This window comes from Stenotrophomonas sp. 116085_Sma, from assembly GCF_056479585.1.
Map to the genome: position 1 here is coordinate 4427895 of NZ_CM151057.1, position 23731 is coordinate 4451625.

28 protein-coding genes and 2 tRNA genes are annotated in these 23731 nt (G+C 66.6%); 13 read left to right on the forward strand and 17 right to left on the reverse strand.

Annotated elements, in window-relative coordinates; genetic code table 11:
* Window positions 1-22: 22 nt before the first annotated feature.
* From ACZK0Z_RS20485 to ACZK0Z_RS20505, 5 genes are all read left to right on the forward strand, one after another.
* Window positions 23-817 carry an SDR family NAD(P)-dependent oxidoreductase gene (locus tag ACZK0Z_RS20485; protein ID WP_197620076.1) on the forward strand — a complete coding sequence of 265 codons (795 nt, stop codon included), beginning with the start codon at window positions 23-25 and terminating at the stop codon, window positions 815-817.
* A 137-nt stretch (window positions 818-954) separates the two neighbouring features.
* Window positions 955-2844 (forward strand): MFS transporter, encoded by a 1890-nt coding sequence (locus ACZK0Z_RS20490; protein ID WP_197633771.1) that lies wholly within the window; start codon window positions 955-957, stop codon window positions 2842-2844.
* A gap of 181 nt (window positions 2845-3025) precedes the next feature.
* Window positions 3026-3313, forward strand: a complete 288-nt coding sequence (locus tag ACZK0Z_RS20495; protein ID WP_197633772.1) for a CD225/dispanin family protein — start codon at window positions 3026-3028, stop codon at window positions 3311-3313.
* Window positions 3314-3347: 34 nt separating this feature from the next.
* A complete protein-coding gene (locus ACZK0Z_RS20500; protein WP_005411298.1) occupies window positions 3348-3626 on the forward strand; it encodes a CD225/dispanin family protein in 279 nt (92 codons plus the stop codon).
* A 43-nt stretch (window positions 3627-3669) separates the two neighbouring features.
* The gene (locus ACZK0Z_RS20505) at window positions 3670-4095 is read left to right on the forward strand and encodes a DUF2752 domain-containing protein (protein ID WP_049427336.1); all 426 of its coding nucleotides are present in this window, start codon (window positions 3670-3672) and stop codon (window positions 4093-4095) included.
* A gap of 460 nt (window positions 4096-4555) precedes the next feature.
* Here ACZK0Z_RS20505 and ampE read toward each other — a convergent pair whose 3' ends face one another.
* From ampE to ACZK0Z_RS20530, 5 genes are all read right to left on the reverse strand, one after another.
* Window positions 4556-5443 (reverse strand): regulatory signaling modulator protein AmpE, encoded by an 888-nt coding sequence (gene ampE, locus ACZK0Z_RS20510; RefSeq protein WP_049426892.1) that lies wholly within the window; start codon window positions 5441-5443, stop codon window positions 4556-4558.
* Between the two features lie 134 nt (window positions 5444-5577).
* On the reverse strand, window positions 5578-6483 hold the full coding sequence (gene nudC / locus ACZK0Z_RS20515) for an NAD(+) diphosphatase (protein WP_197620078.1): 906 nt from the start codon (window positions 6481-6483) through the stop codon (window positions 5578-5580).
* A 119-nt stretch (window positions 6484-6602) separates the two neighbouring features.
* A complete protein-coding gene (gene erpA, locus ACZK0Z_RS20520) occupies window positions 6603-6995 on the reverse strand; it encodes an iron-sulfur cluster insertion protein ErpA (protein ID WP_005411302.1) in 393 nt (130 codons plus the stop codon).
* Window positions 6996-7026: 31 nt separating this feature from the next.
* Window positions 7027-7491, reverse strand: coding sequence for a bactofilin family protein (locus ACZK0Z_RS20525; RefSeq protein ID WP_049426888.1), 465 nt, complete (start codon window positions 7489-7491; stop codon window positions 7027-7029).
* A 4-nt stretch (window positions 7492-7495) separates the two neighbouring features.
* Window positions 7496-8239 (reverse strand): DUF6776 family protein, encoded by a 744-nt coding sequence (locus tag ACZK0Z_RS20530; RefSeq protein WP_005411304.1) that lies wholly within the window; start codon window positions 8237-8239, stop codon window positions 7496-7498.
* A gap of 179 nt (window positions 8240-8418) precedes the next feature.
* Between ACZK0Z_RS20530 and ACZK0Z_RS20535 the strand changes: the two genes are divergently transcribed.
* From ACZK0Z_RS20535 to ACZK0Z_RS20545, 3 genes are read left to right on the forward strand one after another with little or no spacing between them, the layout of a single operon-like run.
* Entirely contained in the window at window positions 8419-9036 is a 618-nt protein-coding gene (locus tag ACZK0Z_RS20535) for a DUF4126 domain-containing protein (protein WP_111113248.1), read from the forward strand.
* Window positions 9037-9080: 44 nt separating this feature from the next.
* A complete protein-coding gene (locus tag ACZK0Z_RS20540; RefSeq protein ID WP_049426884.1) occupies window positions 9081-10967 on the forward strand; it encodes an EAL domain-containing protein in 1887 nt (628 codons plus the stop codon).
* Window position 10968: 1 nt separating this feature from the next.
* Window positions 10969-13203, forward strand: a complete 2235-nt coding sequence (locus tag ACZK0Z_RS20545; protein WP_049426882.1) for a hybrid sensor histidine kinase/response regulator — start codon at window positions 10969-10971, stop codon at window positions 13201-13203.
* Window position 13204: 1 nt separating this feature from the next.
* Here the strand turns inward: ACZK0Z_RS20545 and bfr are convergent, their stop codons facing one another.
* From bfr to ACZK0Z_RS20560, 3 genes are all read right to left on the reverse strand, one after another.
* Entirely contained in the window at window positions 13205-13675 is a 471-nt protein-coding gene (gene bfr, locus ACZK0Z_RS20550) for a bacterioferritin (protein ID WP_005419804.1), read from the reverse strand.
* Between the two features lie 142 nt (window positions 13676-13817).
* Window positions 13818-14027, reverse strand: coding sequence for a (2Fe-2S)-binding protein (locus tag ACZK0Z_RS20555; RefSeq protein ID WP_049426881.1), 210 nt, complete (start codon window positions 14025-14027; stop codon window positions 13818-13820).
* A 108-nt stretch (window positions 14028-14135) separates the two neighbouring features.
* On the reverse strand, window positions 14136-14756 hold the full coding sequence (locus ACZK0Z_RS20560; RefSeq protein ID WP_180869031.1) for an RNA pyrophosphohydrolase: 621 nt from the start codon (window positions 14754-14756) through the stop codon (window positions 14136-14138).
* Between the two features lie 121 nt (window positions 14757-14877).
* Here ACZK0Z_RS20560 and ACZK0Z_RS20565 point away from each other — a divergent pair.
* Both ACZK0Z_RS20565 and ACZK0Z_RS20570 read left to right on the forward strand, forming a co-directional pair.
* Window positions 14878-14954: transfer RNA gene (locus ACZK0Z_RS20565), tRNA-Met, on the forward strand.
* A 55-nt stretch (window positions 14955-15009) separates the two neighbouring features.
* Window positions 15010-15084 (forward strand) — tRNA-Gln (locus ACZK0Z_RS20570).
* A gap of 255 nt (window positions 15085-15339) precedes the next feature.
* Here the strand turns inward: ACZK0Z_RS20570 and rpsI are convergent.
* Together rpsI and rplM are read right to left on the reverse strand one after the other, a co-directional pair.
* On the reverse strand, window positions 15340-15732 hold the full coding sequence (rpsI, locus tag ACZK0Z_RS20575) for a 30S ribosomal protein S9 (protein ID WP_005411311.1): 393 nt from the start codon (window positions 15730-15732) through the stop codon (window positions 15340-15342).
* Window positions 15733-15734: 2 nt separating this feature from the next.
* Window positions 15735-16163 (reverse strand): 50S ribosomal protein L13, encoded by a 429-nt coding sequence (rplM, locus tag ACZK0Z_RS20580; protein ID WP_005414692.1) that lies wholly within the window; start codon window positions 16161-16163, stop codon window positions 15735-15737.
* Window positions 16164-16361: 198 nt separating this feature from the next.
* Here rplM and coq7 point away from each other — a divergent pair, with 198 nt between their 5' ends.
* The gene (coq7, locus tag ACZK0Z_RS20585) at window positions 16362-17006 is read left to right on the forward strand and encodes a 2-polyprenyl-3-methyl-6-methoxy-1,4-benzoquinone monooxygenase (RefSeq protein WP_197632804.1); all 645 of its coding nucleotides are present in this window, start codon (window positions 16362-16364) and stop codon (window positions 17004-17006) included.
* Between the two features lie 118 nt (window positions 17007-17124).
* Here coq7 and ACZK0Z_RS20590 read toward each other — a convergent pair whose 3' ends face one another.
* Window positions 17125-17445 carry a DMT family transporter gene (locus ACZK0Z_RS20590; protein WP_049426876.1) on the reverse strand — a complete coding sequence of 107 codons (321 nt, stop codon included), beginning with the start codon at window positions 17443-17445 and terminating at the stop codon, window positions 17125-17127.
* A gap of 168 nt (window positions 17446-17613) precedes the next feature.
* Window positions 17614-18408 (reverse strand): adenosylmethionine decarboxylase, encoded by a 795-nt coding sequence (speD, locus tag ACZK0Z_RS20595; RefSeq protein WP_005411315.1) that lies wholly within the window; start codon window positions 18406-18408, stop codon window positions 17614-17616.
* A gap of 149 nt (window positions 18409-18557) precedes the next feature.
* Here speD and crp point away from each other — a divergent pair, with 149 nt between their 5' ends.
* Together crp and ACZK0Z_RS20605 are read left to right on the forward strand one after the other, a co-directional pair.
* Entirely contained in the window at window positions 18558-19247 is a 690-nt protein-coding gene (crp, locus tag ACZK0Z_RS20600) for a cAMP-activated global transcriptional regulator CRP (RefSeq protein WP_012481435.1), read from the forward strand.
* Between the two features lie 62 nt (window positions 19248-19309).
* Window positions 19310-20071, forward strand: coding sequence for a TSUP family transporter (locus ACZK0Z_RS20605; protein ID WP_197632802.1), 762 nt, complete (start codon window positions 19310-19312; stop codon window positions 20069-20071).
* 97 nt (window positions 20072-20168) lie between these two features.
* Here the strand turns inward: ACZK0Z_RS20605 and ACZK0Z_RS20610 are convergent, their stop codons facing one another.
* The 5 genes from ACZK0Z_RS20610 to ACZK0Z_RS20630 form a co-directional block, all read right to left on the reverse strand.
* Window positions 20169-20885, reverse strand: coding sequence for a haloacid dehalogenase-like hydrolase (locus ACZK0Z_RS20610; RefSeq protein WP_197632800.1), 717 nt, complete (start codon window positions 20883-20885; stop codon window positions 20169-20171).
* The gene (gene trpC / locus ACZK0Z_RS20615) at window positions 20882-21676 is read right to left on the reverse strand and encodes an indole-3-glycerol phosphate synthase TrpC (protein ID WP_049426871.1); all 795 of its coding nucleotides are present in this window, start codon (window positions 21674-21676) and stop codon (window positions 20882-20884) included. The genes ACZK0Z_RS20610 and trpC overlap by 4 nt, the downstream gene beginning before the upstream one ends.
* Before the next feature lie 74 nt (window positions 21677-21750).
* Entirely contained in the window at window positions 21751-22782 is a 1032-nt protein-coding gene (gene trpD, locus ACZK0Z_RS20620; protein WP_197632799.1) for an anthranilate phosphoribosyltransferase, read from the reverse strand.
* A 20-nt stretch (window positions 22783-22802) separates the two neighbouring features.
* Entirely contained in the window at window positions 22803-23150 is a 348-nt protein-coding gene (locus ACZK0Z_RS20625; RefSeq protein WP_197632797.1) for a hypothetical protein, read from the reverse strand.
* Window positions 23147-23731, reverse strand: coding sequence for a glutamine amidotransferase-related protein (locus ACZK0Z_RS20630; RefSeq protein WP_197632795.1), 585 nt, complete (start codon window positions 23729-23731; stop codon window positions 23147-23149). The genes ACZK0Z_RS20625 and ACZK0Z_RS20630 overlap by 4 nt, the downstream gene beginning before the upstream one ends.

A 23731-nucleotide genomic window follows, 5' to 3' on the forward strand; every position in this document is an offset into this window, starting at 1 on the left:
TCCCCTGCTCCTGGACGCCCCCATGAAGATCGAACTCGCCGGCCGCACCGCGCTGGTCACCGCATCCACCGCCGGCATCGGCCTGGCGATCGCCCAGGGTCTTGCCGCAGCGGGTGCGCGGGTCATTCTCAATGGCCGCAGCACCGACAGCGTCGAACGCGCCCGCCAGCGCGTGCTCGCCGCCGTTCCGGGTGCCGAGGTGACCGGCGTCGCCGCCGACCTCTCCGATGCAGCCGGCGTCGATACCCTGCTGGCCGGCCTGCCCAAGGTCGACATCCTGGTCAACAACGCCGGCATCTTCGGCCCCGAGGACTTCTTCGAGACCGAAGACGCCACCTGGGAGCGCTACTGGCAGACCAACGTGATGTCCGGCGTGCGCCTGTCGCGGGCGCTGCTGCCGGCGATGGTCGACGCCGGCTGGGGCCGCGTGCTGTTCATCTCCTCCGAATCGGCACGCAACATTCCCGCCGACATGATCCATTACGGGGTCAGCAAGACCGCGCAGCTGTCGCTGTCGCGCGGCCTGGCCAAGCGCGTGGCCGGCAGTGGTGTCACCGTCAATGCGGTGCTGCCCGGCCCGACCCTGTCCGATGGCTTCGCGGCAATGTTCGAAGATGAACGCCAGCGCAGTGGCAAGCCGCTGGAGCAGATCGGCCGCGAATTCGTCATGGCACACCGGCCGTCTTCGGTGATCCAGCGCACTGCCACGGTCGAGGAAGTGGCCAACATGGTGGTGTACCTCGCGTCCCCGCAGGCTTCGGCCACATCCGGTGCGGCACTGCGCGTGGATGGCGGCGTGGTCGACGATATCGTCTGAAGTTCTGCAGGCGTGCGGGCCAACGGTCCGCACCCACCGACATGGGGTCTGGGTAGATCCACGCCATGCGTGGATCTACCCACCGCAGTCCCGACGCACGGGCAGGAATGCTAGGCTGCGCCGGTCAAGGAGGTTCCATGTCCGGTCACAACCAGTTCGCCCTGCTGCGCCAGCGCCGTTTCCTGCCGTTCTTCGTCGTCCAGGCGCTGGGTGCGTTCAACGACAACGTGTACCGGCAGGCGATCATCAGCATGTTGCTGTTCATGGCCGTGCCGGAGGAAGAACTGGGGTTGTACGCCACGCTGGCACCGGCCATCTTCATCCTGCCGTACTTCCTGTTCTCGGCACTGGCCGGGCAGATCGCCGACAAGCTGGAAAAATCGCGGCTGATCGTGATCACCACCACCATGGAGATCGTGATCATGTCGCTGGCTGCTACCGGCTTCCTCACCCAGAGCCTGCCGGTGCTGCTGGTCGCCCTGTTCTGCACTGGCATGCAATCGACCCTGTTCGGCCCGGTGAAGTATTCGGTGCTGCCGTCGGTGCTCAAACCCGAGGAACTGACCGGTGGCAACGGCCTGGTCGAGATGGGCACCTCGATGTCGATCCTGTCCGGCATGATCGTCGGCGGCCTGGTGTTCACCGTAGCCGGCAGTCATGGCACGGTGGTGGCCGCGTGCGCGATCATCGCGCTGGCGATCTGCGGCAACATCGCCGCACGGCTGATTCCCAAGGTCGATGCCGGCGATCCCGACCTGAAGATCAACTGGAACCCCCTGCCGGAATCGCTGGCAGTGCTGCGCATGGCGCGCCAGCAGAAAGCCGTGCGCAACTCGATCCTCGGCGTGTCCTGGTTCTGGTTCGTCGGCACCGTGCTGACCTCGCAGCTGCCGGCCTATGCGGTGACCAACCTCGGCGGCGAGCCGACCCTGTACATCTTCGCGCTGGCCCTGTTCTCGATCGGCACCGGCGTCGGCTCGCTGCTGTGCGAGAAGCTGTCGGCACGCACGGTGGAAATCGGCCTGGTGCCGCTGGGTGCGTTCGGCATGACCGCCTTCCTGCTCGACCTGTACTTCGCCCGCAGCGGCGAGGCGACCGCGCATGGGCTAACCGTCAGCACGTTCCTGCAGCAGCCCGGCAGCATCCGCATCGTCATCGACCTGGTCGGCATCGGCCTGTTCACCGGCATCTTCGTGGTGCCGCTGTTCGCGCTGATCCAGAGCCGCACACCGAAGGCGCAGATGTCGCGCGTGTTCGCCGCGCTGAACATCCAGAATTCCGGCTTCATCGTGGGCGCGGCCCTGCTGTCGCTGGCCGCGCACAAGCTGCTGCACTGGACCATCCCGCAGCAGTTCCTGGCGCTGGCCATCGCCAACGCGCTGGTGGCGATCTACATCTTCACCATCGTCCCCGAATTCCTGATGCGCTTCCTCAGCTGGCTGATGGTGCGCACCCTGTACCGGCTGCGCCCGCACGGCATCGAGGCCAACGTGCCCGACGAAGGCGCCGCGCTGCTGGTCTGCAACCATGTCAGCTACATGGACGCACTGATCCTGTCGGCGACGATCCCGCGCCCGGTGCGCTTCGTCATGTACTACAGGATCTTCAACATTCCGGTGATGCGCTGGATCTTCCGCACCGCCAAGGCGATCCCGATTGCCGGTGCACGCGAGGACCCGGCGCTGATGCAGCGCGCGTTCGATGAGATCGACGCCGCGCTGGCCGAAGGTGAGCTGGTCTGCATCTTCCCGGAAGGCGCACTGACCAAGGATGGCGCGATGGCCCCGTTCAAATCCGGCGTCGAGAAGATCCTCGAACGGCGTCCGGTGCCGGTGGTGCCGATGGCCCTGCGCGGCATGTGGTCGAGCATGTGGAGCCGGCGCGACAGCCGCCTGGGCCGCATGCGGGTGCCGCGCCGTTTCCGCGCCACCGTCGAAGTGGTGGCGGCACCGGCCGTGGATGGCCACACCGCCAACGCCCAAGCGCTGGAGGGCCAGGTGCGGGCCCTGCGCGGCGATCACGCCTGACGGAATCGGCCAGCCTGGCGGGTGGAGTGACCTCTCCACATACGCCAGCGTCCAGTGGCGAACACGGCATGCCGTGCGTGTAAACGCATACATGCAACGCCGGTTGCGGTAGATTACGCACCCACAGGGGGGAGGTTCGGCCGATTCACCAAGGCCGGCCACCAAGGAATGGAGTCTCGCTTTGAATCAACCACCACCGCTCAGCCGTCCGGTCTACATCCCCAACCATCTGGTCTGGGCGATCCTGACGACGCTGTTCTGCTGCCTGCCGTTGGGCGTGGTGTCGATCGTCTATGCCTCCCAGGTCGATGGCCGCCGCGCGGCCGGCGACCTGCCGGGGGCCTACAACGCGTCGCGCAAGGCGGGCTGGTGGGCAGTGGCTTCGGCCGTGGCCCTGCCGGTCCTGTTGCTGTTGTGGTTCGGGCTGTTCGGCGGCTTGGCCGTACTGGGCGCTCTTTCCGACCAATGATTCACCACCACCACCCATCAAGGAGCTTGAACCCATGAATACCGCTACTCCGCAGGTCCCGAACAACCTGGTCTGGGCGATCCTGACCACCCTGTTCTGCTGCCTGCCGGCCGGCATCGTGTCGATCGTCTACGCCGCACAGGTCAACGGCAAGCTGGCCGCTGGCGACATCGCCGGCGCCCAGGACTCCGCCGCCAAGGCCAAGAAGTGGGCCATCTGGTCGGCCATCGCCTGGGCCGTGCTGGTCGTGCTGTACGTGCTGTTCTTCGTTGTGCTCGGCGGCATGGGCGCGATGAGCAACAGCGGCTACTGATACGCCTGGACGGATCCGGCGCCTGCGCCGGATCCGTTGTTGCATGTCCGCGCTTCCCATCCGTTCCCGACTCGCCCGCTGGGCGCCGCTGCTGGTTTCCGCCGGCCTGGCCGCAGGTGCCACGGTGGTGCTGCGCAACGTCAACCCGTATGTCGCCGGCAATCCGCTGCCGAGCTGCCCGCTGTACGCGCTGACCGGCCTGTACTGCCCGGGCTGTGGCAGCACGCGCTGCCTGTATTCCCTGGTCCACTTCGACCTGCCCGGCGCGATGGCGATGAACCCGTTGCTGGTCATCAGCCTGCCGTTCCTGTTGTTGATGCTGCTGAACATCGCCGGCATCCGCCCACGCGTGCTCGACCCGCTGATGCGGGTACTGGCCAATCCCACGTTCTGGCTCTGGGTGCTGCCCGGGTATGCGCTGCTGCGCAACCTGCCGTGGGCACCGTTTACCGCGCTGGCACCGATCTAGGATTCCAGCCAACGGCGCAGCCCCTCGTGGTGGGCGGCGTTTGTCGATCATGGGATTGGCCGGGCGGGATGGGTTTGCGGGGGACGCCGTGAATCCGTCCGTGGAGGCTTGGCCGCGGCATCCATGCCGCGGACACCCCCGCAAACCCATCCCGCCCGGCCACGGACAGTTTCCGTGTGCGCCCACCACGGAAAAGAAAAAGAAGTTCAAAAGCGGATCGCTTCGCTGCGCTCGCTCGGAGCCGAGCATGGCTCGGCTCTACAGAACGTCAGTGCACGGAAAACTGTCGAAGGCGGGGTGGGTCGGATGGCGGGGGTGTGAGCCGCATGGATGCGGCGACCAAGCCTCCATGGACGGATTCACGGCGTCCCCCGCCATCCGACCCACCCCGCCATCCCGCGGTAATCCGGCTGTTGCTCTTGCTTCTGCAGGTGCAGGGCTGCAAGCCCTGCCAAAACACCTACGTCACCCAGCCTGCAATCACCAGCAAGGCAAGGATCGCCAGCCACAGCAGCAGCATCCGCCACACCAAGCTCATCGCATCGCGCAGGTCCGGCAACCGCTGCCACACCGGCAACAGCCCTGCCTCGGTGTAATCGTGCGCGTCTTCGCGCAGTTCGGCATTGACGCTGGCCCGCGCCACCGCACCCAGGAAGCCGATGTTGCCTGCCAGGCGCTCACCGTGCGCCTGGCGCCAGGCCTTCCACGCCGTATCGAAATTGCCCACCAGCGCCATCGAGAACGCCATCAGCTGCGCCACCGGCCACTCGATCCAGCCCAGCAGGCGCTGCGCCAGCGCCAGCGGCTCCACCGGCACGCGTGCGCGCATCGGGCTCTCCGCCATCAGCGCCAGCAGCCGGTAACCCAACGCGCCGGCCGGGCCCAGCAGCAGGAACCAGAACAACACCGCGAACCAGCGCCGCAGTGCGTTGAGCACCGTCGCCTCGACCAGCGACGGAATGTCTTCGCGCAGGCTGCCGCCGGCCGACTGCAGGTTGCGCACTGCGGCCTGTCGCGTCGCTGCATCGTCGGCATCGATGATGGCCTCGATATCGCGGTCCAGGTCACGCGGGCCCCAGCACCAGGCCAGCACCGCCACGCCCAGCAACAGCGACGGCAGGCCGAACAGTACCCCGCGCAGCAGCCAGGCCAGCAGGCCCAGCAGCAGCAGCGGCGGCAGCAGTGCCAGGGCAACGCCCGCCGGCCCCTGCCAGGCCTTTCCACCATGCGCGTCCAGCCAGCCCAACCAGCGCCGGAAGCCGTCGAAACGGCGCAGCGAGGCAGCAGCAGCCGGAGCGACATGGCCCAGGGCCAGTGCGACCAGCACGGCGGCCAGAGTGGTGAACATGGCGGGTCTCCCTACGAAACAGATCGCTCGGCGTCGCTACCTTACCTGCCGCAGCGGCACCCTCAGCGGTGAACCGGACTGTAACCCGTGCCGTGTTCAGGTGGCGGCAATACAGGCGCCCCCACCGGCCTGGCTCAGCCCTTCTGCTGCCGGTACCAGTGCTCGATCAGCCCTCGCGAAATCGAGATCGGCGGTGACAGGCGGATACCCTCGCCATCGTCCTGGTCATCACGTGCCAGCGCGGCACCGACCTCCTCGGCACTGAACCAGCGCGCGTCCTCCAGTTCACCATCCACGATCGGCAGATCGGCGTGCGCCTGCGCGCGGAAGCCAACCATCAGCGCTCCCGGAAATGGCCAGGGTTGCGAACCGAGGTACTGGCAGGCGGTCACCCGCACCTTGCTCTCCTCGTGGACTTCGCGCACCACGGTCTGCTCGAAGGTTTCGCCCGGTTCGACAAAGCCGGCCAGCACCGAGTAGCGACGTGGCGCCCAGTTCGACTGGCGGCCAAGCAGCAGGCGGCCCTGGTTTTCAACCGCCACGATCACAGCGGGGTCGACACGCGGGTAGTGCTCGGTGGAACACTGCGCGCAACGCCCCACGAAGCCGCCGCGGGCAAACGCCACGGCACCACCGCATACACCGCAGAAACGGGTGCGCGAGTGCCAGTAGGACATGCCACGGGCGTAGCTGAAAGCGGTCGCATCAGCCACCGACCACAGCAGGGCGGCCTGGCGCAGGTCGAGGCGACGTGGTGCGGTGACGGTGACGCTGGCGGCTTCAACCGAGAACCACGCTTGTTCCCCGCGCAGGCCGAGGAAGATCGCGGAGCCGGGACCGCCGCCGATGTCGGCGCCGGTCAGTGCCAGCGGCTGGTCGTCATCGCCGGTGAAGGCGCTGCCGTCCTGATCGAGCACCAGAATGCGCGCACCCGGCCACAGGCGCGCCAGTGCATCGGCATCTTCGCGCAGGGCATCGGCGCGCTCCAGCGGTTCGCCCACGAAGGCGAAACCGGAAAGCGGCGAAGGAGTATTGGGCATCCGGCAAGCGTGCCGCCAATCGATGCAGGTGGCAAGCCGCAGGCTTTGCCGAAACCGTCTGCAGGTGTGGAGCTTGCTCCACACACCTTGTCGCGCGGGACGCAGGCCCCGCGCCCTGCCTACATGCTGAAGCTGCTGCCGCAGCCGCAGGTGGTCTTGGCGTTCGGGTTGCGGATCACGAACTGCGCACCGGTCAGGCTCTCGGTGTAGTCCACTTCGGCGCCCATCAGGTACTGCAGGCTCAGCGGGTCGACCAGCAGGGTCACCCCGCTGGTCTGCACCGCCAGGTCGTCCTCGGCACGGTTCTCGTCGAACTCGAACCCGTACTGGAAACCGGAACAGCCGCCGCCTTCGATATACACGCGCAATGCCAGGTCGGGGTTGCCCTCTTCCTGGATCAGGGATTTGACCTTGGCGGCCGCCGACTCGGTGAAGTTCAGCGGGCGCTCCAGCGACTGGTAATCGGGCGCGGCGGCCGGGGTGGCGCCGGGCAGGGAGACTAGCGTGCTCATGGCGTCAGCATGGGGGCGCCGACGATGGCTTTCAAGCCATCGCCTCGGCCAGCTTGCGGCGTGCGGCAGTGTCACCCTTGCCACCATTGGCGTCGTCGCCTTCCGGGGCCGGCAGGGCCGCCATCGGCGCGTTGGCATGGATCAGGCGGCCGTTCAGCTGGGCGCCCGCATTCATCTCCACCACCTGGTAATGAACGTTGCCGTTGACCCGCGCGCTCGGGGTCAGCTCGACCTTCTCGGTGGCATGCACGTCGCCGTCCAGGCGGCCACTGATGACCACCACCTGGGCGCGGATCTCGCCCTCGATCACGCCATGCTCGGCGACCGTCAGGGTCGCGCCGCTGGCGCCTTCGGCGGCGATCACCTTGCCGTGGATGCGGCCTTCCACGTACAGGCCACCACTGAATTCCACATCGCCGCGGATCACCACCTGGTTGCCGATCAGGGCATCCACCACCAGCTGGCCTTCACGGTTGGATTTGCTGCTTCCGAACATCTGCCTACTCCCCTTTGCTGGCCGGCGCACCGGCCTGTTTCCAGTCGAATACCTGGGTGGTACCCCCCGTACCACTCCCCAATGTCACCCGCACGCGTTGCGGGGTGAAGTCAGCCGGCAGCATCACGCTGCCGGTGAGCTGCTGGAAGTACCGGAACGAGTAATCCTGTCCCGGCACCTTGCTGCGCTGGTGCAGATCATCCCAGCTGATCGTGGCCAGCTTGCCGTTCTTCACGCCTTCCACGGTGAAACGCATCTGCCCCTGGCTGATGGCACCACGGTTGAGGTTCTGGGTCAGCACCGCGGTGTACTGCCAGGTGCCGGCCGCTTCCGGGCTGAACTCGATCGAATGGGTGTTCAGGCCCTTGCGCTGGCTGGTCGAACCGACCAGGCGCTCATAGAAGGCGACGTCGGCACGCAGGCCGGCGATTTCCTCATCGCGCTCGGCCAGCGAGGACTGCACCTCGGTATTGGCGGCGCGGCTGATTCGGTCGGAGGCTTCCAGCGTGGCCTGCTTCTGGCGCAGTTCGGTCAGCTGTGCCTGCAGCGTCTCGGCACGCTTCTCGGCGGCCTGCAGGCGCTGGCCCTGCGCATCGCGCGGGGTGGCCATCCAGCAGCCGCCGAGCACCGCCAGCACCAGGCTGAGCAGCCAGATGCCGCCGATCACCAGCAGGCGGCGGCGGTCGGCCGGCGGTTGCGGCGCGCCGGGCAGGCGGACCTGCACGCGCATGGGAGGACGGTTGGTCATGGGTGGATTCCGGGGCATCGCGAGGGCGACGCCGGTACGGCCCCTGTGGCAAACGACGGGCTAGTGTATGACAGGACGGGTGGGTTTCCTGCGCAGCACCCGACCGTGGTCTGTGGCGTTCAGGCACGCCATCGCCGATAGTGTGGCCCCCTGCACAGTTCCGTCACCGGAGCACCGCCATGACCGAAGCCCACCTGTTCGTGATCGGCATCCTGCTGGCCTGGCTGGCCGGCATCCGCGTCTACCTCACCGTGTTCGGCGTCGGCCTGGCCGGCCTGCTCGGCTGGGTCGACCTGCCCCCCGCCCTGCAGGCCACCGAATCGTGGTGGGTGCTGGGCACCTCGGCGGCACTGGCGGTGACCGAATTCTTCGCCGACAAGATCCCCGGCGTGGACTCGGCCTGGGACCTGGTGCAGACCCTGGCACGCGTGCCTGCAGGTGCTTTCCTCGCCGCAGCCACACTGTCGCCGGACGGCCAGCTCGGCACCGGTGCACTCGCCGCCGGTGCCGGTGTTGCGCTGGCCAGCCATGGCTTGAAAGCCGGCACCCGTGCCCTGCTCAACACCTCGCCGGAACCGGCCAGCAACTGGGTCGCCTCCGCCGCCGAGGACACCGTGGTGATCGGTGGCCTGGCCCTGGCCCTGGCACACCCGTGGATCGCGCTGATCGTGGTGCTGGCCTGCAGCCTGGCCGGCGCACTGCTGGTGTGGCTGGTCTGGCGCGCCCTGTGGAAGGGCGTGCGCTGGCTGGCGCGCAGTGCGTCGCCCGACAGTCCACGCCAGCCCGGCACCGGTTGATCGCCGGGCTTGTCGCATAATGGACGCGAACACCAGGAGCACCGATGGCCGCAAACGAATCCCCCGCGGGCGCCCGCCCGGGACGCGCTGAAACCCCTCCGGCCGATCATTGGCAACGCTGGGCGCCAGGCCCGGCGGCCGCGGTCACGGCAGCACCGGCGTCAGCCGCACCGCTGGCGGCCGTCGATACACCCCCTGGGATTGGCAGCGCACCGCCACCGCTGCCCGGCCCATCCCTGCTGGCAGAGGCCGGCAGCAATGACCCCGCACCGCTGCATTCCGATTCGCCCTACCGCGTGCTGATCGTCGAGGATGATCGTGCCCAGGCGCTGTTCGCACAGAGCGTGCTGCACGGCGCCGGCATGCAGGCGATCGTGCACAGCGATGCCGATGACGCGCTGCAGGCGATCAAGGAACATCGCCCCGACCTGATCCTGATGGACCTGCACCTGCCCGGCCTGGACGGAATGCGCCTGACCGCGCTGATCCGCCAGCAGCCCGGCCTGCAGCTGCTGCCCATCGTGTTCCTCAGCGGCGACCCGGACCCGGAACGCCAGTTCGAGGTGCTCGACAGTGGCGCCGACGACTACCTGAGCAAGCCGATCCGCCCGCGCCACCTGATCGCCGCCGTGGCCAACCGCATCCGCCGCGCGCGGGCGCAGGCCGCAACCCTGCCCGGCGTATCCGGCACCCCGGCCACCAGCAATCCGGAAACCGGGCTGCCGACGCGGCATCACGTGCTGCAGCAGCTCAACGCCGCGCTCGCCCACCGCGACCAGGGCGGCGTGCTGTTCGTCGAGATATCCAGCGCACTGGGCCTGCGCGAGCGCTATGGCTATGCCGCCTTCGAGCGCCTGATGGTGCAGGCCGGGCAACGCCTGGCAGAAGCCGGGCACCCGCACTTGCTGGCGCGCCTGAACGACAACAGCTTCCTGCTGCTTGCGCGCAATGTCAGCGAGGACAGCCTGGAAGGCATTGCCGCTGCGCTGCGCGAGCAGTTGTCGGCGCGGGCCTTCGTGATCCGCGATGACGAATCCGTGCACCTGCGCGGCGTGGTCGGCTATGCACCGCTGTCGCCGGGCTTCGACGATGCCAACAGCGCGCTGGAAGCGGTCGAGCGCACCACCCTGCAGGCACGCCTGCTCAGCGCCGGCGTGGCCGGCCACGTGCACCGCGACGTGATCAGCGAGCAGGAACACCTGGCACTGCTGGAAGGCCAGCTTGAACTGGCCTACCAGCCGATCGTCGCCGTCGCCGGCGGCAATACCGCGCAATACCAGCTGCTGCTGCGCCTTCGCCAGGCCGACGGTACGCTGCTGGCGGCAGGCCAGGTGATTCCGGCCGCGGAAGCCGCGGGGCGCATCGCCGATCTCGACCAGCAGGTGATGGACCATGCACTGGGGCTGCTCGACCTGTACCGGCACGCGACGCAACCGCTGAACCTGTTCGTCTCACAGTCACTGCGCACCCTGCAGCGCGATGCCTTCGCCGACTGGCTGCTGGAATCACTGCAGCAGCGCGGCCTGCCCGGCAGTGCGCTGGTGATCGACGTGCGCCTGCCGGATGCGCTGATCCACACCGTGCCGCTGCAGCAGTTCTGCGAACGCATGGCAGGGGCCGGCGTGCGTTTCTGCCTGAGCCAGTTCGAGCCCGGGGGCGAAGCCGATGCGCTGCTGACCCAGCTGCCGTTGTCGTTCGTGCGCATGGCCGCGCGCTTCTCCAGCAGCCATTCCAATCCGGCCACGCGCGAAGAGCTGCGCCGGGCAATCGAGCGGGCACACGCCGCCGGGCAGCAGATCATCGGCCAGCAGATCGAAGATCCACAGGCTGCCGCCGCGATGTGGGTGGGCGGTGTCGACTACATCCAGGGCAACATGGTGCAGTCTGCCGGCAGCGATCTGAACTTCGACTTCCACAACGCGGTGCTCTGACGTGCCGATGTGGGTCGCGCTGCTGGTTGCCCTTGCCGCGGCCTCCATCACGGCGCTGCTGTTGGGCCTGCGCCTGCGCGCGCGCAACCATGCACTGGCCCTCCTGCAGCGTGAGCGCAGCGCGTTGGCCAGCGAACGTGACCAGCTGCGCCGCACCACCGAACGCCAGGGGCAGCTGGAACAGCAGCTGCTGCAGGCCAAGCAGGCCGCAGAGGCGGCCGTGCTGGCCAAGGGTGAGTTCCTGGCCACGATGAGCCACGAGATCCGTACGCCGCTCAACGGCATCCTGCCGATGCTGGAGCTGATCGCACGCGGCCCGCTGGGCGAGGACCAGCGGCAGATGCTGGCCACCGCCTCGGCCAGCTCGCAGCAGCTGCTGCGCATCGTCGACGACATCCTCGACTACTCGCGGCTGGAAGCGCAGGCACTGGAACTGGAGATCACCAGTTTCAACCTGCGTGACCTGCTGGATGGCGTGGTGCAGCTCATGCAGCGCGCCGCCGACGCCAAGGGCCTGTCGCTGGGGCTGCAGCTGGACCCGTCGGTGCGCCTGCCGGTGCGTGGCGACCCGGTACGACTGCGCCAGGTGTTGAGCAACCTGCTGGCCAACGCGATCAAGTTCACCGCACGCGGCCAGGTGCAGCTGCGCGTGCAGCGCCTGGGCGAAGGTGCGGCACAGCACCAGCTGCGCTTTGAGGTCATCGACACCGGCATCGGCATCGACGAGGCACTGCAGGCGCGCCTCTTCCAGTCCTTCAGCCAGGCCGATGCCTCAACGACCCGCATCTACGGTGGCACCGGCCTGGGCCTGGCGATCTGCAAGCGCATCATCGACCTGATGCACGGGCGCATCGGCGTGCAGTCCACGCCCGGCCAGGGCGCCACGTTCTGGTTCGAGATCCCGTTGCTGAAGGTGCCCGGCGACCTGCCGGCCATGGCGCGCACGCCAGACTCGCTGCTGCTGTTCAGCAGCGATGCGATCCTGCAGGCACGCATCGAGCGCATCGCGGCCCATCATGGACTGCCGGTGCACGCCATGGCGCAGTTCGATGCCGTGGTCGAGCGCCTGCGCGCGATACCGAGGCCGGGGCAACCGGCACCAGCCTGGCTGCTGGTCGATGCACGCGCCCGCCGCATCGGTGAAGCGACGCTGCAACAGGCGTTGGCCGAGCGTGGCGAGGACGACGCCCTGCAGGTGCTGTGGCTGCAGGACGATGCCCTTCCAGCGCGCCCGCGCCAGCGGCAGCTACCCGCGCATTTCGACGACGCTGCGCTGCACGCACTGCTGGCGGCACCGGTCGCGCATGCACGCCCTGCCGCGCTGCTGGCCAATGCCGAACCGGGGCAGCCCACGCCCATGCTGCCGCCGTTGCACCTGCGCGTGCTGCTGGTGGAGGACAACACGGTCAACCGCATGGTGGCCGAGCAGCTGCTAGGCGTGTTCCAGTGCGTGGTGCGCAACGCCGCCGATGGCGAGCAGGCATTGGTCGCCCTTCGCGAAGGGGGCGTGGATGTCGTGCTGATGGACTGCCAGATGCCGGTTCTGGACGGCTATGCCGCCACCCGCCGCTGGCGCGCCGAGGAAGTGGAGAACGGGCGCCCACGCCTGCCGATCATCGCGATGACCGCCAATGCCATGGCTGGTGACCGCGAGCGCTGCCTGCAGGCCGGCATGGACGACTACCTGTCCAAGCCGATCGCACGTGCCACCCTGCATGCGCTGCTGCAGCGCTGGGGGGGCGGGAAAGCTGCATCACCGGGACAGCCTTCGGTAGAGCCGAGCCATGCTCGGCTGATGGCCAATAGCAGTCGCGCTCCATCAGCCGAGCATGGCTCGGCTCTACAAGACGATGACAGCCGAGTCGGCTCCAAGCCACAGCCGGTGCTGGACCGCGACGTGCTGGACGAGCTGCACGCGGTGATCGGCGATACCGCCATCCAGATCATCTCGGTATTCCTGGAGGATACGCCGACGATGGTGCAGCAGCTGCAGCAGGCCGCGCAGGCCGGCGACGAGCCCCGCCTGCAGGCCGTCGCGCACAGCCTGAAATCATCCAGCGCGAACGTGGGGGCTTTGTCGCTGTCGGCGGTGGCGCAGCGGATCGAACACGAAGCCCGCAGTGGCAGCCTGCAGCGCCCCGCGGTGGCAGTGGCGCTGCTGGTTGCCGAATTCGCCCGTGCGCGCGTGGCACTGACGGGCTACCTGGCACAGCATCGCGCCGGCCAGGCCGGTTGAGTCACTCTTCCAGCTTGCTCAGCAGGTACTTCGGCTCGCCGATGCGCTCGATCAGGTCGAGCTGGGTCTCCAGCCAGTCGATGTGCTCTTCTTCCGAGTCGAGGATCTTCACGAACAGCTGGCGGCTGACGTAGTCACCCACCGAATCGGAATAGGCCACGGCCTCGCGCAGGGTGACCACGCCGTCGCGTTCCAGCGACAGGTCGCACTGCAGGATCTCGGTCGGGTTCTCGCCGATGCGCAGCTTACCCAGCGCCTGGAAGTTCGGCAGGCCTTCAAGGAACAGGATGCGGTCGGCGAGCATGTCGGCATGCTTCATCTCGTCGATCGATTCCTTGTACTCATGTTCGGCCAGTTCCTTGATGCCCCAGTTCTTCAGCATCTTGGCGTGCAGGAAGTACTGGTTGATCGCGGTCAGCTCGTTGTAGAGGACCTTGTTGAGGAATTCGATGACCTTGGTGTCGCCCTTCATGGGGATGCTCCTGCACGCTGAAAACGCAGGCACTTTAACGCCTTGCGTGCGGTCGTGAAGGAACGCGAATCGTGCGCATTGGCCTGTGCGGCCACGCGTGAAGGATGCGAAAGCGCGGCGTCAATGCGCCGCGAAGAAGCGATCAGGCGACCTGGGCCAGGCCCAATACCGGCAGCGGCAGATCGTGGGTGGCACGCGCCTTGGCCAGCAGGTCGCCGGCCATGTCCAGGCAGGAACCACAGGTAGCGCCGCAACCGGTACGCATGGTCAGTTCGGCCACCGAGGTGACGCCATTGCTGGCGGCTTCGCGGATCTGGTGGTCGGTGACTCCGTTGCAGATGCAGACGTACACAGGCGTGGACCGGGCTGACAGGCCAGAAGCGGCCTGTTGGCTATTCCAATGGAAACGAGAATGGTTGTCAATCAAGGACCTGAACCATTCTCGATACCGTTCAGCCGATCAGCTGACCGGACCGTCGCCTGTGGCCTTTTTCGGCCAGTAGCCCCGTGTCCTCGGGCGCTTGCGTGGGCGGTCATGGCCGGCGGTGTGGCCCGGCATCCAGGCCTCGGCCGCGCTCTTGGGCATGGCGGTGACGCCCTGCCCGGCCACCCCACGCGCCAGTGGCGCCAGATGTCGCAATGCACGTGCATAGACGCCGCGCTTGAACATCACCACATGCTCCACCGGGTACCAGAAGTCCACCCACCGCCAGTGGTCGAACTCGGGCGAGTCGGTGTGGTCCAGCTTCACGTGGGATTCGTCGCCGGTCAGGCGCAGCAGGAACCAGACCTGCTTCTGGCCGATGCAGACCTGCCGCTCGTTGCGGCGGATGGCCCGTGCCGGCAGCTTGTAGCGCAGCCAGCCGGGCGTTGCCCCGAGCACTTCCACATGCTCAGGCAGCAGGCCGGTCTCTTCCTGCAGTTCACGATACATGGCCTCGACAGGCGTCTCGTCGGTATTCATGCCACCCTGCGGGAACTGCCAACCGTCCCGGCGCACGCGTCGTGCCCAGAACACCTGGCCGTCCTGCCGCATCAGCACGATGCCGACGTTCGGTCGATAGCCGTCCGGATCGATCACGATGCGGACTCCTAAGAAAATCTACTGGTCGGGACTATCCCATGCCCTCTGTCGGCCCACAAGCACGACACAAAAGTGTTGACAGGGTCGATACACATCCGCAGAATAGCGGGCTCACCAAGGCTATGTAGCTCAGCCGGTTAGAGCACAGCACTCATAATGCTGGGGTCGGTGGTTCGAGTCCACCCATAGCCACCACACTGAAAATCAAGTTGTTTTTCAGCGTGAAAAGTGAGAAAATAGTTGCACGTTTTGCCCCGTCGCCAAGCGGTAAGGCACCTGACTCTGACTCAGGCATTCGGTGGTTCGAATCCATCCGGGGCAGCCAAATTAAAAGCAAAAGGCCAGATCGAAAGATCTGGCCTTTTGCTTTTAATTTGGTCGCGCATCCCACCGACCAGGAGCAGCCGAGCATCGGCTCGGCTCTACAGAGACACAGGGTCGGATCCTTTTCCGCAGGAAAAGGCCCTGACCCCACCCCCTCCAATGCACACTCCCCCGAAACGACAAAAGCCCGGCTTCGGCCGGGCTTTTGCTTTTCCATCCAGCGGGCTCCCGAAGGAGCCCAGCCAGGCGCGGTAAATCAGCGCTTGGAGAACTGGGTGGCGCGACGGGCCTTGTGCAGACCGACCTTCTTACGCTCGACTTCACGGGCGTCACGGGTCATGAAGCCAGCCTTGCGCAGCTCGGACTTCAGGGTTTCGTCGTACTCGACCAGCGCACGGGCGATGCCCAGACGGATCGCACCGGCCTGGCCGGTGGTGCCGCCGCCAGCGGCGGTGACCAGGATGTCGAAGCTTTCGGTGTTCTTGGTCAGCTCGAGCGGCTGGCGCACGATCATGCGCGCAGTCTCACGACCGAAGAACTCGTCCAGCGGACGGCCATTGACGGTGATGTTGCCCGAACCCTTGCGCAGGAACACGCGAGCGGTGGAGGACTTGCGGCGGCCAGTGCCGTAGTTTTGAGTGATAGCCATGATTAGATATCCAGAACCTGCGGCTGCTGTGCGGCGTGCGGATGCTCAGTGCCAGCGTAGACCTTGAGCTTGCGGTACATCTGGCGACCCAGCGGGCCCTTCGGCAGCATGCCCTTCACGGCGATCTCGATCACGCGCTCCGGGTGACGCTCCAGCGCCTGGGCCAGGGACTCGGTCTTCAGGTTGCCGATGTAGCCGGTGAAACGGTGATACATCTTGTCCTGCAGCTTCTTGCCGGTGACGGCAATCTTTTCTGCATTGATGACGACCAGGTAGTCGCCGGTATCAACGTGGGGGGTGTAGACCGGCTTGTGCTTGCCGCGCAGACGGCGGGCCAGCTCGGTGGCGAGACGGCCCAGGGTCTTGCCCTCGGCGTCGACGAGGTACCAGTCGCGCTGGACGGTCTCGTTCTTGGCAGTGAAAGTGCTCATGAAGAACTCTAGGTTAGGTCGGGCTCATTGCGGCGAAAGGCTCGCCGGAACTCTGCCACGCGTTGTGAAAAGGTGAAGCGTAAGAGGCGGGATTGTACTCATCTTGCCGGGGGCGCGCAACCCGCCCCCTGGGCCGGGTTGGCAGGGGCGCGGGGCCGGGCGAGAATCGAGGGGTCTTCCGCCCCACCCCGTACTGCCATGACCGTGCTCCGCCAGACCACCCCGCTGGACCACCTGCTGACCGAGGCGCAGCGCGCCCTGGACACAGTGTTCGGCAATCCGCCGGCGGCCCGCCCCTACCCGGCCGCGGACACCGACGAGCCCGGCATGGACAGCGCCGAGCGGCGCCACGCCGCGGGCCTGATGCGGATCAACCACGTCGGCGAGGTCTGCGCGCAGGGCCTGTATTTCGGCCAGGCCGCCGTGGCCCGCGACCCGGCCACGCGCGAACACCTGCTGGAAGCGGCGCAGGAAGAAACCGACCACCTGGCCTGGTGCGCCACCCGGCTGGGCGAGCTGGACAGCCGTCCGAGCCTGTTCAACCCGCTGTGGTACGCCGGCAGCTACACCATCGGCACCCTGGCCGGGCTGCGCGGCGACGGCTGGAACCTGGGCTTCGTGGTCGAGACCGAGCGCCAGGTGGAGGCCCATCTGGACGAGCATCTGGTCGACCTGCCGGCCGGCGACCTGCGCAGCCGCGCGGTCATCGCGGTGATGAAGGACGACGAGGCCCGCCATGCGGTCCACGCCGAGCAGGCCGGCGCACGCCGCCTGCCGTTCCCGATTCCGGGGGTGATGGCGGTGGCCTCCAAGGTCATGAAGACCATCGCCTACCGGCTGTAGGGAACCCGCCGGGGTCGGATCCCTTTCCCATCGGGAAAGGGCTCTGCCCCCTTACGGTCCGTGATCCATGATGGGGTCAGAGCCCTTTTCCCGCGGAAAAGGGATCCGACCCCGTCAATCAATTGGGCGAGACCAGCTTCAGGCCGATCACACCGGCCACGATCAGGCCCACGCAGGCCAGGCGGGCCGGTGAGGCGCTGTCGTTGAACAGGTAGATACCCAGCACCGCCACGCCCAGGGCGCCGATGCCGGTCCAGATCGCATAGGCCGTACCGACCGGGATGCTCTTCATCGCCTGGCTCATCAGGTACAGGCTGATCAATGCGGACACCACCGTGGCAACGGTAGGCAGGGGTTTGCTGAAGCCTTCGGAGTACTTCATTCCAAGTGCGAAACCGATCTCGAACAGACCGGCCAGCAACAGATGGATCCAGGGCATGGGTGGGGGCTCCTTACCTTTTTTGAGAAAAACGAAACGGCCCGGTGTTTTCACACCGGGCCGTGGGTCGGTACATCACCGTGGAACTGTAACGCGTGCGGGGCACTGGTTCCACGGGGCGGGTCGTCCCGCCTGGGTGGCGATGCCTGCGGGCATCGCGCATGGGGCTTACTCGGACAGGTTGCGGCCGTGGAACAGCTCTTCGATCTCGCGCTTGAGCAGCGCTTCGATCTTCATGCGTTCCTTGAACGACAGGTTCTTGGCCTTCTCCTCGAACAGGTACTGGTCCAGGTCGAAGTCCTTCAGGTGCATCTTCGTGTGGAAGATGTTTTCCTGGTAGACGTTGACGTCGAACATCTCGTAACGCGACTTGATGTTCTTGGCCAGGAAGTTCTGGATCGAGTTGATCTTGTGGTCGATGAAGTGCTTCTTGCCCTTCACATCGCGGGTGAAGCCACGGACGCGGTAGTCCATGATCACGATGTCCGACTCAAGGCTCTCGATCAGGTAGTTCAGGGCCTTCAGCGGGGAAATGACGCCACAGGTGGCCACGTCGATATCCGCGCGGAACGTCGCGATACCTTCCTGCGGATGGGTTTCCGGGTAGGTGTGGACAGTGATGTGGCTCTTGTCCATGTGCGCGACCACGGCGTCGGAGATCAGCTCCTTGCCGGCCAGCTTCTTGTCGATCACCGGCTCTTCGGAGATCAGGATGGTCACCGAGGCACCCTGCGGGTCGTAGTCCTGGCGGGCCACGTTCAGGATGTTGGCGCCGATGATCTCGGCGACATCGGTCAAGATTTGAGTCAGCCTGTCGGCGTTGTACTCTTCATCGATGTATTCAATGTAACGCTGACGCTCCTCTTCGGTGCGCGCGTAACACACGTCATAGATGTTGAAGCTCAGCGCCTTGGTGAGGTTGTTGAAACCCTGCAGCCTCAGGCGAGGCAACGGCTTGACCACGGCGGTCGATTCCTGTGTAAGAAGGGAAAGGGGGAATTATGGGGCAAACTGCCCCCGGGGGGAACGTGAAGACGCAAGAGTTCTGGCACACTGTTTGCCCTTAACAATTGCGCTGGTTAAGCTCCGCTATCGACCCCGTGAATCCGTTCATGCGCAGAGGGAGCGCCCCTATCGTGTCAACCGTGCGCCTAGCTAGCAGTCCACTGGCCTTGGATATCGCCACCATCGATCGTTTCCTGGCGCACAGCCACCGGCGGCGATATCCCACCCGTACCGACGTCTTCCGACCCGGTGACCCGGCGGGAACCCTGTATTACGTTGTCAGCGGCTCGGTTTCGATCATGGCCGAGGAAGATGATGATCGCGAGCTTGTGCTGGGCTACTTCGGTGCCGGCGAGTTCGTTGGCGAAATGGGCCTGTTCGTCGAATCGGACCGCCGCGAGGTGATCCTGCGGACCCGTACCGCCTGCGAACTGGCCGAAATCAGCTACGAGCGCCTGCACCAGCTGTTCCTCGGCCCGCTGTCCGCCGACGCCCCGCGCCTGCTGTACGCGCTGGGCCAGCAGATCTCCAAGCGCCTGCTCGATACCAGCCGCAAAGCCAGCCGCCTGGCATTCCTTGACGTTACCGATCGAATCGTGCGCACACTGCACGATCTGGCGCAGGAACCGGAAGCGATGAGCCATCCGCAGGGCAGCCAGCTGCGCGTGTCGCGCCAGGAACTGGCCCGCCTGGTCGGCTGCTCGCGCGAAATGGCCGGCCGCGTGCTGAAGAAGCTGCAGACCGACGGCCTGCTGCATGCACGCGGCAAGACCGTGGTGCTGTACGGCACCCGTTGACCGTTGAGCACCCGGTGGGTGCGGACCTTGGTCCGCACTCCTTCGCGCGCTAGGCTCGGTGCATGGGACTGAGCAGCGAATTCTGGTGGTTCATCCTCATCGGCCTCGGCGCACAGCTGGTCGACGGTGCGCTGGGCATGGCCTTCGGCCTGGTGTCCTCGTCGGTGATGCTGAGCATGGGCCTGCCACCGGCGCAGGTCAGCGCCAGCATCCACACCGCGGAAGTGTTCACCACCGGCGCCTCGGGTGTGTCGCACCTCGCCGCCGGGAATGTCGATAAACGCCTGTTCCTGCGCCTGGCCCTGCCCGGCGCGGTGGGCGGCGCGGTGGGCGCCTACGTGCTCACCCAGATCCCGGGCGAGATCATCCGGCCACTGATCTACCTGTACCTGCTGGTGCTGGCGATCATCATCCTGGCTCGCGCGGCCGGACGCTGGATGCCCAAGGGCGAAATCCGCCGGGTACCGGTGCTGGGCTTCTTCGCGGGCCTGCTCGACGCCAGCGGCGGTGGCGGCTGGGGGCCGATCGCCACGTCCACCCTGCTCGCTCGTGGTGGCCAGGCGCGCACCACCATCGGTACGGTCAATGCGGCGGAGTTCGTGGTCACGCTGACGGTGTCGGCGACCTTCCTGCTGTCGATGGGGGTGCAGCACCTGCAGATCGTCGCCGGCCTGCTGATCGGCGGCATGATGGCCGCGCCGGTGGCGGCGATCCTGGTCAAGCGGGTGAAGGAGCGCTGGGTGCTGGTGGCCGTTGGCGTGCTGGTGCTGGGCATCAGCCTGTTCCAGATCGGCCACGCGGTGTACGGGCACCTGTATCGCTGAGGCATTCCCTGTAGAGCCGGGCCATGCTCGGCTGATCGCGCACGGATACCGCAACGAAGAGCAGCCGAGCATGGCTCGGCTCTACAACAGGCTCGGATCAGGCCTTGTCGCCACCACGGTCCACGCAGCCCCAGTTGAGGATGCGGGTGCCGGCCGGCAGCACGCGGCGGAAGAAGTCCACCCGGCCCGGCTTCGGGTTCACCACCACCGGCGCCTTGGCGGCCAGCAGCAGCGGCAGGTCGGCGGTACTGTCGGAGTAGGCGATATCGATATCGCCGTAACCGCGCTCGCGCAGCATGCGCATCTTCTCTTCGTTGTGGCAGTGACGGGTCGGGCCGACGCCACCCAGCCGTGGGCCAACCTCGGTGCCGATCACCGGCACGTCCTGGTGGGCCACGAAGGCCAGGATCGCGCGGGCCAGTTCCGGCGGCGCACCGGTGGCGACCACCACGCGGTCCCCCTTGGCGCGATGCGCCGCAAAGACGTCCAGCGCCTGCGGCAGCAGCTTGGCGCGCATCTGCGCCTCGTTGCGCAGCACGTACGCGTCGATCACCTTGTTGAAATCACGCGCCCGGTGCAGGCCGAAACTGCCGATCCACACGTAAACCGAAATACCCGCTCGACGGGTCGGCAGCATCGCCACCAGCGGCCCGGCGATCGGCGTGACCAGCAGTGCGGCCAGCATGCGCAGCGGGTTGCGCTTGATCAGCGAGGCGAACAGGTGGGTGCCCGAATCGCCGTCGTAGAGGGTGTGGTCGAAGTCGAAGACCACCAGCGGCGCATCCTCGCGCGGCGTTGGATAGTGCGTTGTCATGCCGCGAAGAATAGCTGACGCAGGCCCTCGCCCGGCTCTTCCACGCGCATGAAGGCCTCGCCGACCAGGAACGCGTGGATGCCGGCGTCGCGCATCAGGGCCACGTCCTGCGGGCCGAGGATGCCGCTTTCGGTGACCAGCAGGCGATCACGCGGCACCGCCTTCTGCATGTCCAGGGTGGTCTGCAGCGACACCTCGAAGGTGCGCAGATTGCGGTTGTTGATGCCGATCATCGGCGCCGGCACCTGCAGCGCGCGCTCCAGCTCATCGATGTCATGCACTTCCACCAGCACGTCCATGCCCAGCGAAAGCGCCAGTTCGGACAGGGTGGCCAGCTGGGTGTCGTCCAGCGCGGCGACGATCAGCAGGATGCAGTCGGCGCCAAGCACGCGCGCTTCGTACACCTGGTAGGCGTCGATCACGAAGTCCTTGCGCAGCACCGGCAGCGTGCAGGCCTCGCGGGCCTGCTGCAGGTAGGCGTCGGCGCCCTGGAAGAAATCGACGTCGGTCAGCACCGACAGGCAGCTGGCACCGCCGAATTCGTAGCTGACGGCAATGTCGGCCGGGCGGAAATCCGGGCGGATCACGCCCTTGGACGGGCTGGCCTTCTTCACCTCGGCGATCACCGCCGGGTCGCCGTTGGCCACCGCCGCCTGCAGCGCGCGCACGAAGCCACGGACCGGCGGGGCGCTGGCCAAGGCGGCCTGCAGCTCCTCGAGCGGGCGCTGGGCGCGGCGCTGGGCCACTTCTTCGGCCTTGCGGGCCAGGATCGTCTGCAGGATGTCGCTCATCGTCTTCGGTTCGGTGCGGGGGCGGTGAGGACGGCCATTATCGGCCATCAAGGGGGTCAGGCTGAACCGCGCGCTCAGGCAACCAGCGCGCGGGTGGTCTCGACATACTGCTGCAGGCGCTGGCGGGCGCTGCCGTTGGCAATGGCGGCACGGGCGCGGGCCAGGCCATCACCGATGTCGCTGGCCACGCCGGCAACGTACAGCGCGGCGCCGGCATTCAGCGCGACGATGTCCAGCGCCGGGCCGGGCTCGTTGTCCAGCACGGCGCGCAGCATCTGGATGGACTGCTCCGGGCCGTCCACGCGCAGGTTGCGGCTGGCCGACATGGCGATGCCGAAGTCTTCCGGGTGGATCTCGTACTCGCGCACCTTGCCGTCGCGCAGTTCGCCGACCAGGGTGCCGGCGCCCAGCGAGATCTCGTCCATGTTGTCGCGGCCCCAGACCACCATCGCACGCTCGGTGCCCAGCTCGCGCAGCACGCGCGCCTGGATGCCCACCAGATCGGGATGGAACACGCCCATCAGCACCGATGGCGCGCTGGCCGGGTTGGTCAGCGGGCCGAGGATGTTGAAGATGGTGCGCACGCCCATTTCGCGGCGCACCGGCGCGACAACCTTCATCGACGGATGGTGGATCGGCGCGAACATGAAGCCGATGCCGGTCCGCTCGATGGCCGCGGCCACCTGGTCAGGCTGCAGTTCGATCACCGCGCCCAGCGCTTCCAGCGCATCGGCACTGCCGGACTTGGACGACACGCTGCGGTTGCCATGCTTGGCCACGCGTGCGCCGGCGGCGGCGGCGACGAACATCGAACAGGTGGAGATGTTGAAGGTGTGCGAGCCATCGCCACCGGTGCCGACGATATCAACCAGGTTGGAGGTATCGGCCACCGGCACTGGCCGGGCGAATTCACGCATCACGGTGGCCGCCGCGGCGATTTCGTCCACGGTCTCCTTCTTCACGCGCAGCCCGGTGAGGATCGCGGCGGTCATCATCGGCGAGACATCGCCGCGCATGATCTGCCGCATCAGGTCGACCATTTCGTCGAAGAAGATTTCGCGGTGCTCGATGGTGCGATGCAGGGCTTCCTGGGGGGAGAAGGTCATGCGTAGGTCTCCTTGCTGAATCAAAGACGAGCGATCTCGAGAATTTCCTGCCCCATCAGCACACACCCTCCACCGGAGCGGTAGTACTCCAGACGCATGCGATAGCTTCCCCTGTAGACATAGCCCCACACTTCCAGCACGTCGAAGCGTTGTTTGGAATCGGCGGGATTGACGATGGACGGCAGAGGCAGCGCCGGCCCCTCCACCTCTGCGCGCTCATCTCCATCGGTATGGAAGGCCAGCAACCGCTTGGCCTGCGCTACCGCCTGTGGGGAGCACTGCGTGCTGGAGGGCGTGGTCCCGGCCCAAGCAACATTGGCCAGCAGGCCCAGGCCAGCCAGCAGAAGCACTCTGGTGATCTTCTTCATATCGCTCTCTCCAGGAAGTTCTTCAGCAGGGCGTGGCCGTGTTCGGTGAGGATGGATTCGGGATGGAACTGCACGCCTTCCACCGGGAACTGGCGGTGGCGCAGGCCCATGATCTCTTCGATCGAGCCGTCGTCGTTCTCGGTCCAGGCGGTCACTTCCAGCACATCGGGCAGGCTGTTCTTGTCCACCACCAGCGAGTGGTAGCGGGTGGCCTGATAGCGGTCCGGCAGGCCGGCGAACACGCCCTTGCCTTCATGGCGGATCGGCGAGGTCTTGCCGTGCATGATGTTGCCGGCACGGATCACCGTGCCGCCGTAGACCTGGCCGATGCCCTGGTGGCCCAGGCAGACGCCGAGAATCGGCGTGGTCGGGCCCAGCCGCTGGATCAGTTCCAGCGACACGCCCGCTTCGTTGGGCGTGCACGGGCCGGGCGAGATGACGATGCGCTCGGGCTTCTGCGCGGCGATCTCGTCCACGCTCATCGCATCGTTGCGCACCACCTTGACCTCGGCGCCCAGCGTCTGCAGGTACTGCACGAGGTTGTAGGTGAAGCTGTCGTAGTTGTCGATCATCCACAACAT

Coding starts and splice junctions, on each gene's coding strand:
- ACZK0Z_RS20485 (WP_197620076.1), top strand. CDS start 23: ATGAAGATCGAACTCGCCGGCCGCACCGCGCTGGTCACCGCATCCACC.
- ACZK0Z_RS20490 (WP_197633771.1), top strand. CDS start 955: ATGTCCGGTCACAACCAGTTCGCCCTGCTGCGCCAGCGCCGTTTCCTG.
- ACZK0Z_RS20500 (WP_005411298.1), top strand. CDS start 3,348: ATGAATACCGCTACTCCGCAGGTCCCGAACAACCTGGTCTGGGCGATC.
- ACZK0Z_RS20505 (WP_049427336.1), top strand. CDS start 3,670: ATGTCCGCGCTTCCCATCCGTTCCCGACTCGCCCGCTGGGCGCCGCTG.
- ampE (WP_049426892.1), bottom strand. CDS start 5,443: ATGTTCACCACTCTGGCCGCCGTGCTGGTCGCACTGGCCCTGGGCCAT.
- nudC (WP_197620078.1), bottom strand. CDS start 6,483: ATGCCCAATACTCCTTCGCCGCTTTCCGGTTTCGCCTTCGTGGGCGAA.
- erpA (WP_005411302.1), bottom strand. CDS start 6,995: ATGAGCACGCTAGTCTCCCTGCCCGGCGCCACCCCGGCCGCCGCGCCC.
- ACZK0Z_RS20525 (WP_049426888.1), bottom strand. CDS start 7,491: ATGTTCGGAAGCAGCAAATCCAACCGTGAAGGCCAGCTGGTGGTGGAT.
- ACZK0Z_RS20530 (WP_005411304.1), bottom strand. CDS start 8,239: ATGACCAACCGTCCTCCCATGCGCGTGCAGGTCCGCCTGCCCGGCGCG.
- ACZK0Z_RS20535 (WP_111113248.1), top strand. CDS start 8,419: ATGACCGAAGCCCACCTGTTCGTGATCGGCATCCTGCTGGCCTGGCTG.
- ACZK0Z_RS20540 (WP_049426884.1), top strand. CDS start 9,081: ATGGCCGCAAACGAATCCCCCGCGGGCGCCCGCCCGGGACGCGCTGAA.
- bfr (WP_005419804.1), bottom strand. CDS start 13,675: ATGAAGGGCGACACCAAGGTCATCGAATTCCTCAACAAGGTCCTCTAC.
- rpsI (WP_005411311.1), bottom strand. CDS start 15,732: ATGGCTATCACTCAAAACTACGGCACTGGCCGCCGCAAGTCCTCCACC.
- rplM (WP_005414692.1), bottom strand. CDS start 16,163: ATGAGCACTTTCACTGCCAAGAACGAGACCGTCCAGCGCGACTGGTAC.
- coq7 (WP_197632804.1), top strand. CDS start 16,362: ATGACCGTGCTCCGCCAGACCACCCCGCTGGACCACCTGCTGACCGAG.
- ACZK0Z_RS20590 (WP_049426876.1), bottom strand. CDS start 17,445: ATGCCCTGGATCCATCTGTTGCTGGCCGGTCTGTTCGAGATCGGTTTC.
- crp (WP_012481435.1), top strand. CDS start 18,558: ATGCGCAGAGGGAGCGCCCCTATCGTGTCAACCGTGCGCCTAGCTAGC.
- ACZK0Z_RS20605 (WP_197632802.1), top strand. CDS start 19,310: ATGGGACTGAGCAGCGAATTCTGGTGGTTCATCCTCATCGGCCTCGGC.
- ACZK0Z_RS20610 (WP_197632800.1), bottom strand. CDS start 20,885: ATGACAACGCACTATCCAACGCCGCGCGAGGATGCGCCGCTGGTGGTC.
- trpC (WP_049426871.1), bottom strand. CDS start 21,676: ATGAGCGACATCCTGCAGACGATCCTGGCCCGCAAGGCCGAAGAAGTG.
- trpD (WP_197632799.1), bottom strand. CDS start 22,782: ATGACCTTCTCCCCCCAGGAAGCCCTGCATCGCACCATCGAGCACCGC.
- ACZK0Z_RS20625 (WP_197632797.1), bottom strand. CDS start 23,150: ATGAAGAAGATCACCAGAGTGCTTCTGCTGGCTGGCCTGGGCCTGCTG.
- ACZK0Z_RS20630 (WP_197632795.1), bottom strand. CDS start 23,731: ATGTTGTGGATGATCGACAACTACGACAGCTTCACCTACAACCTCGTG.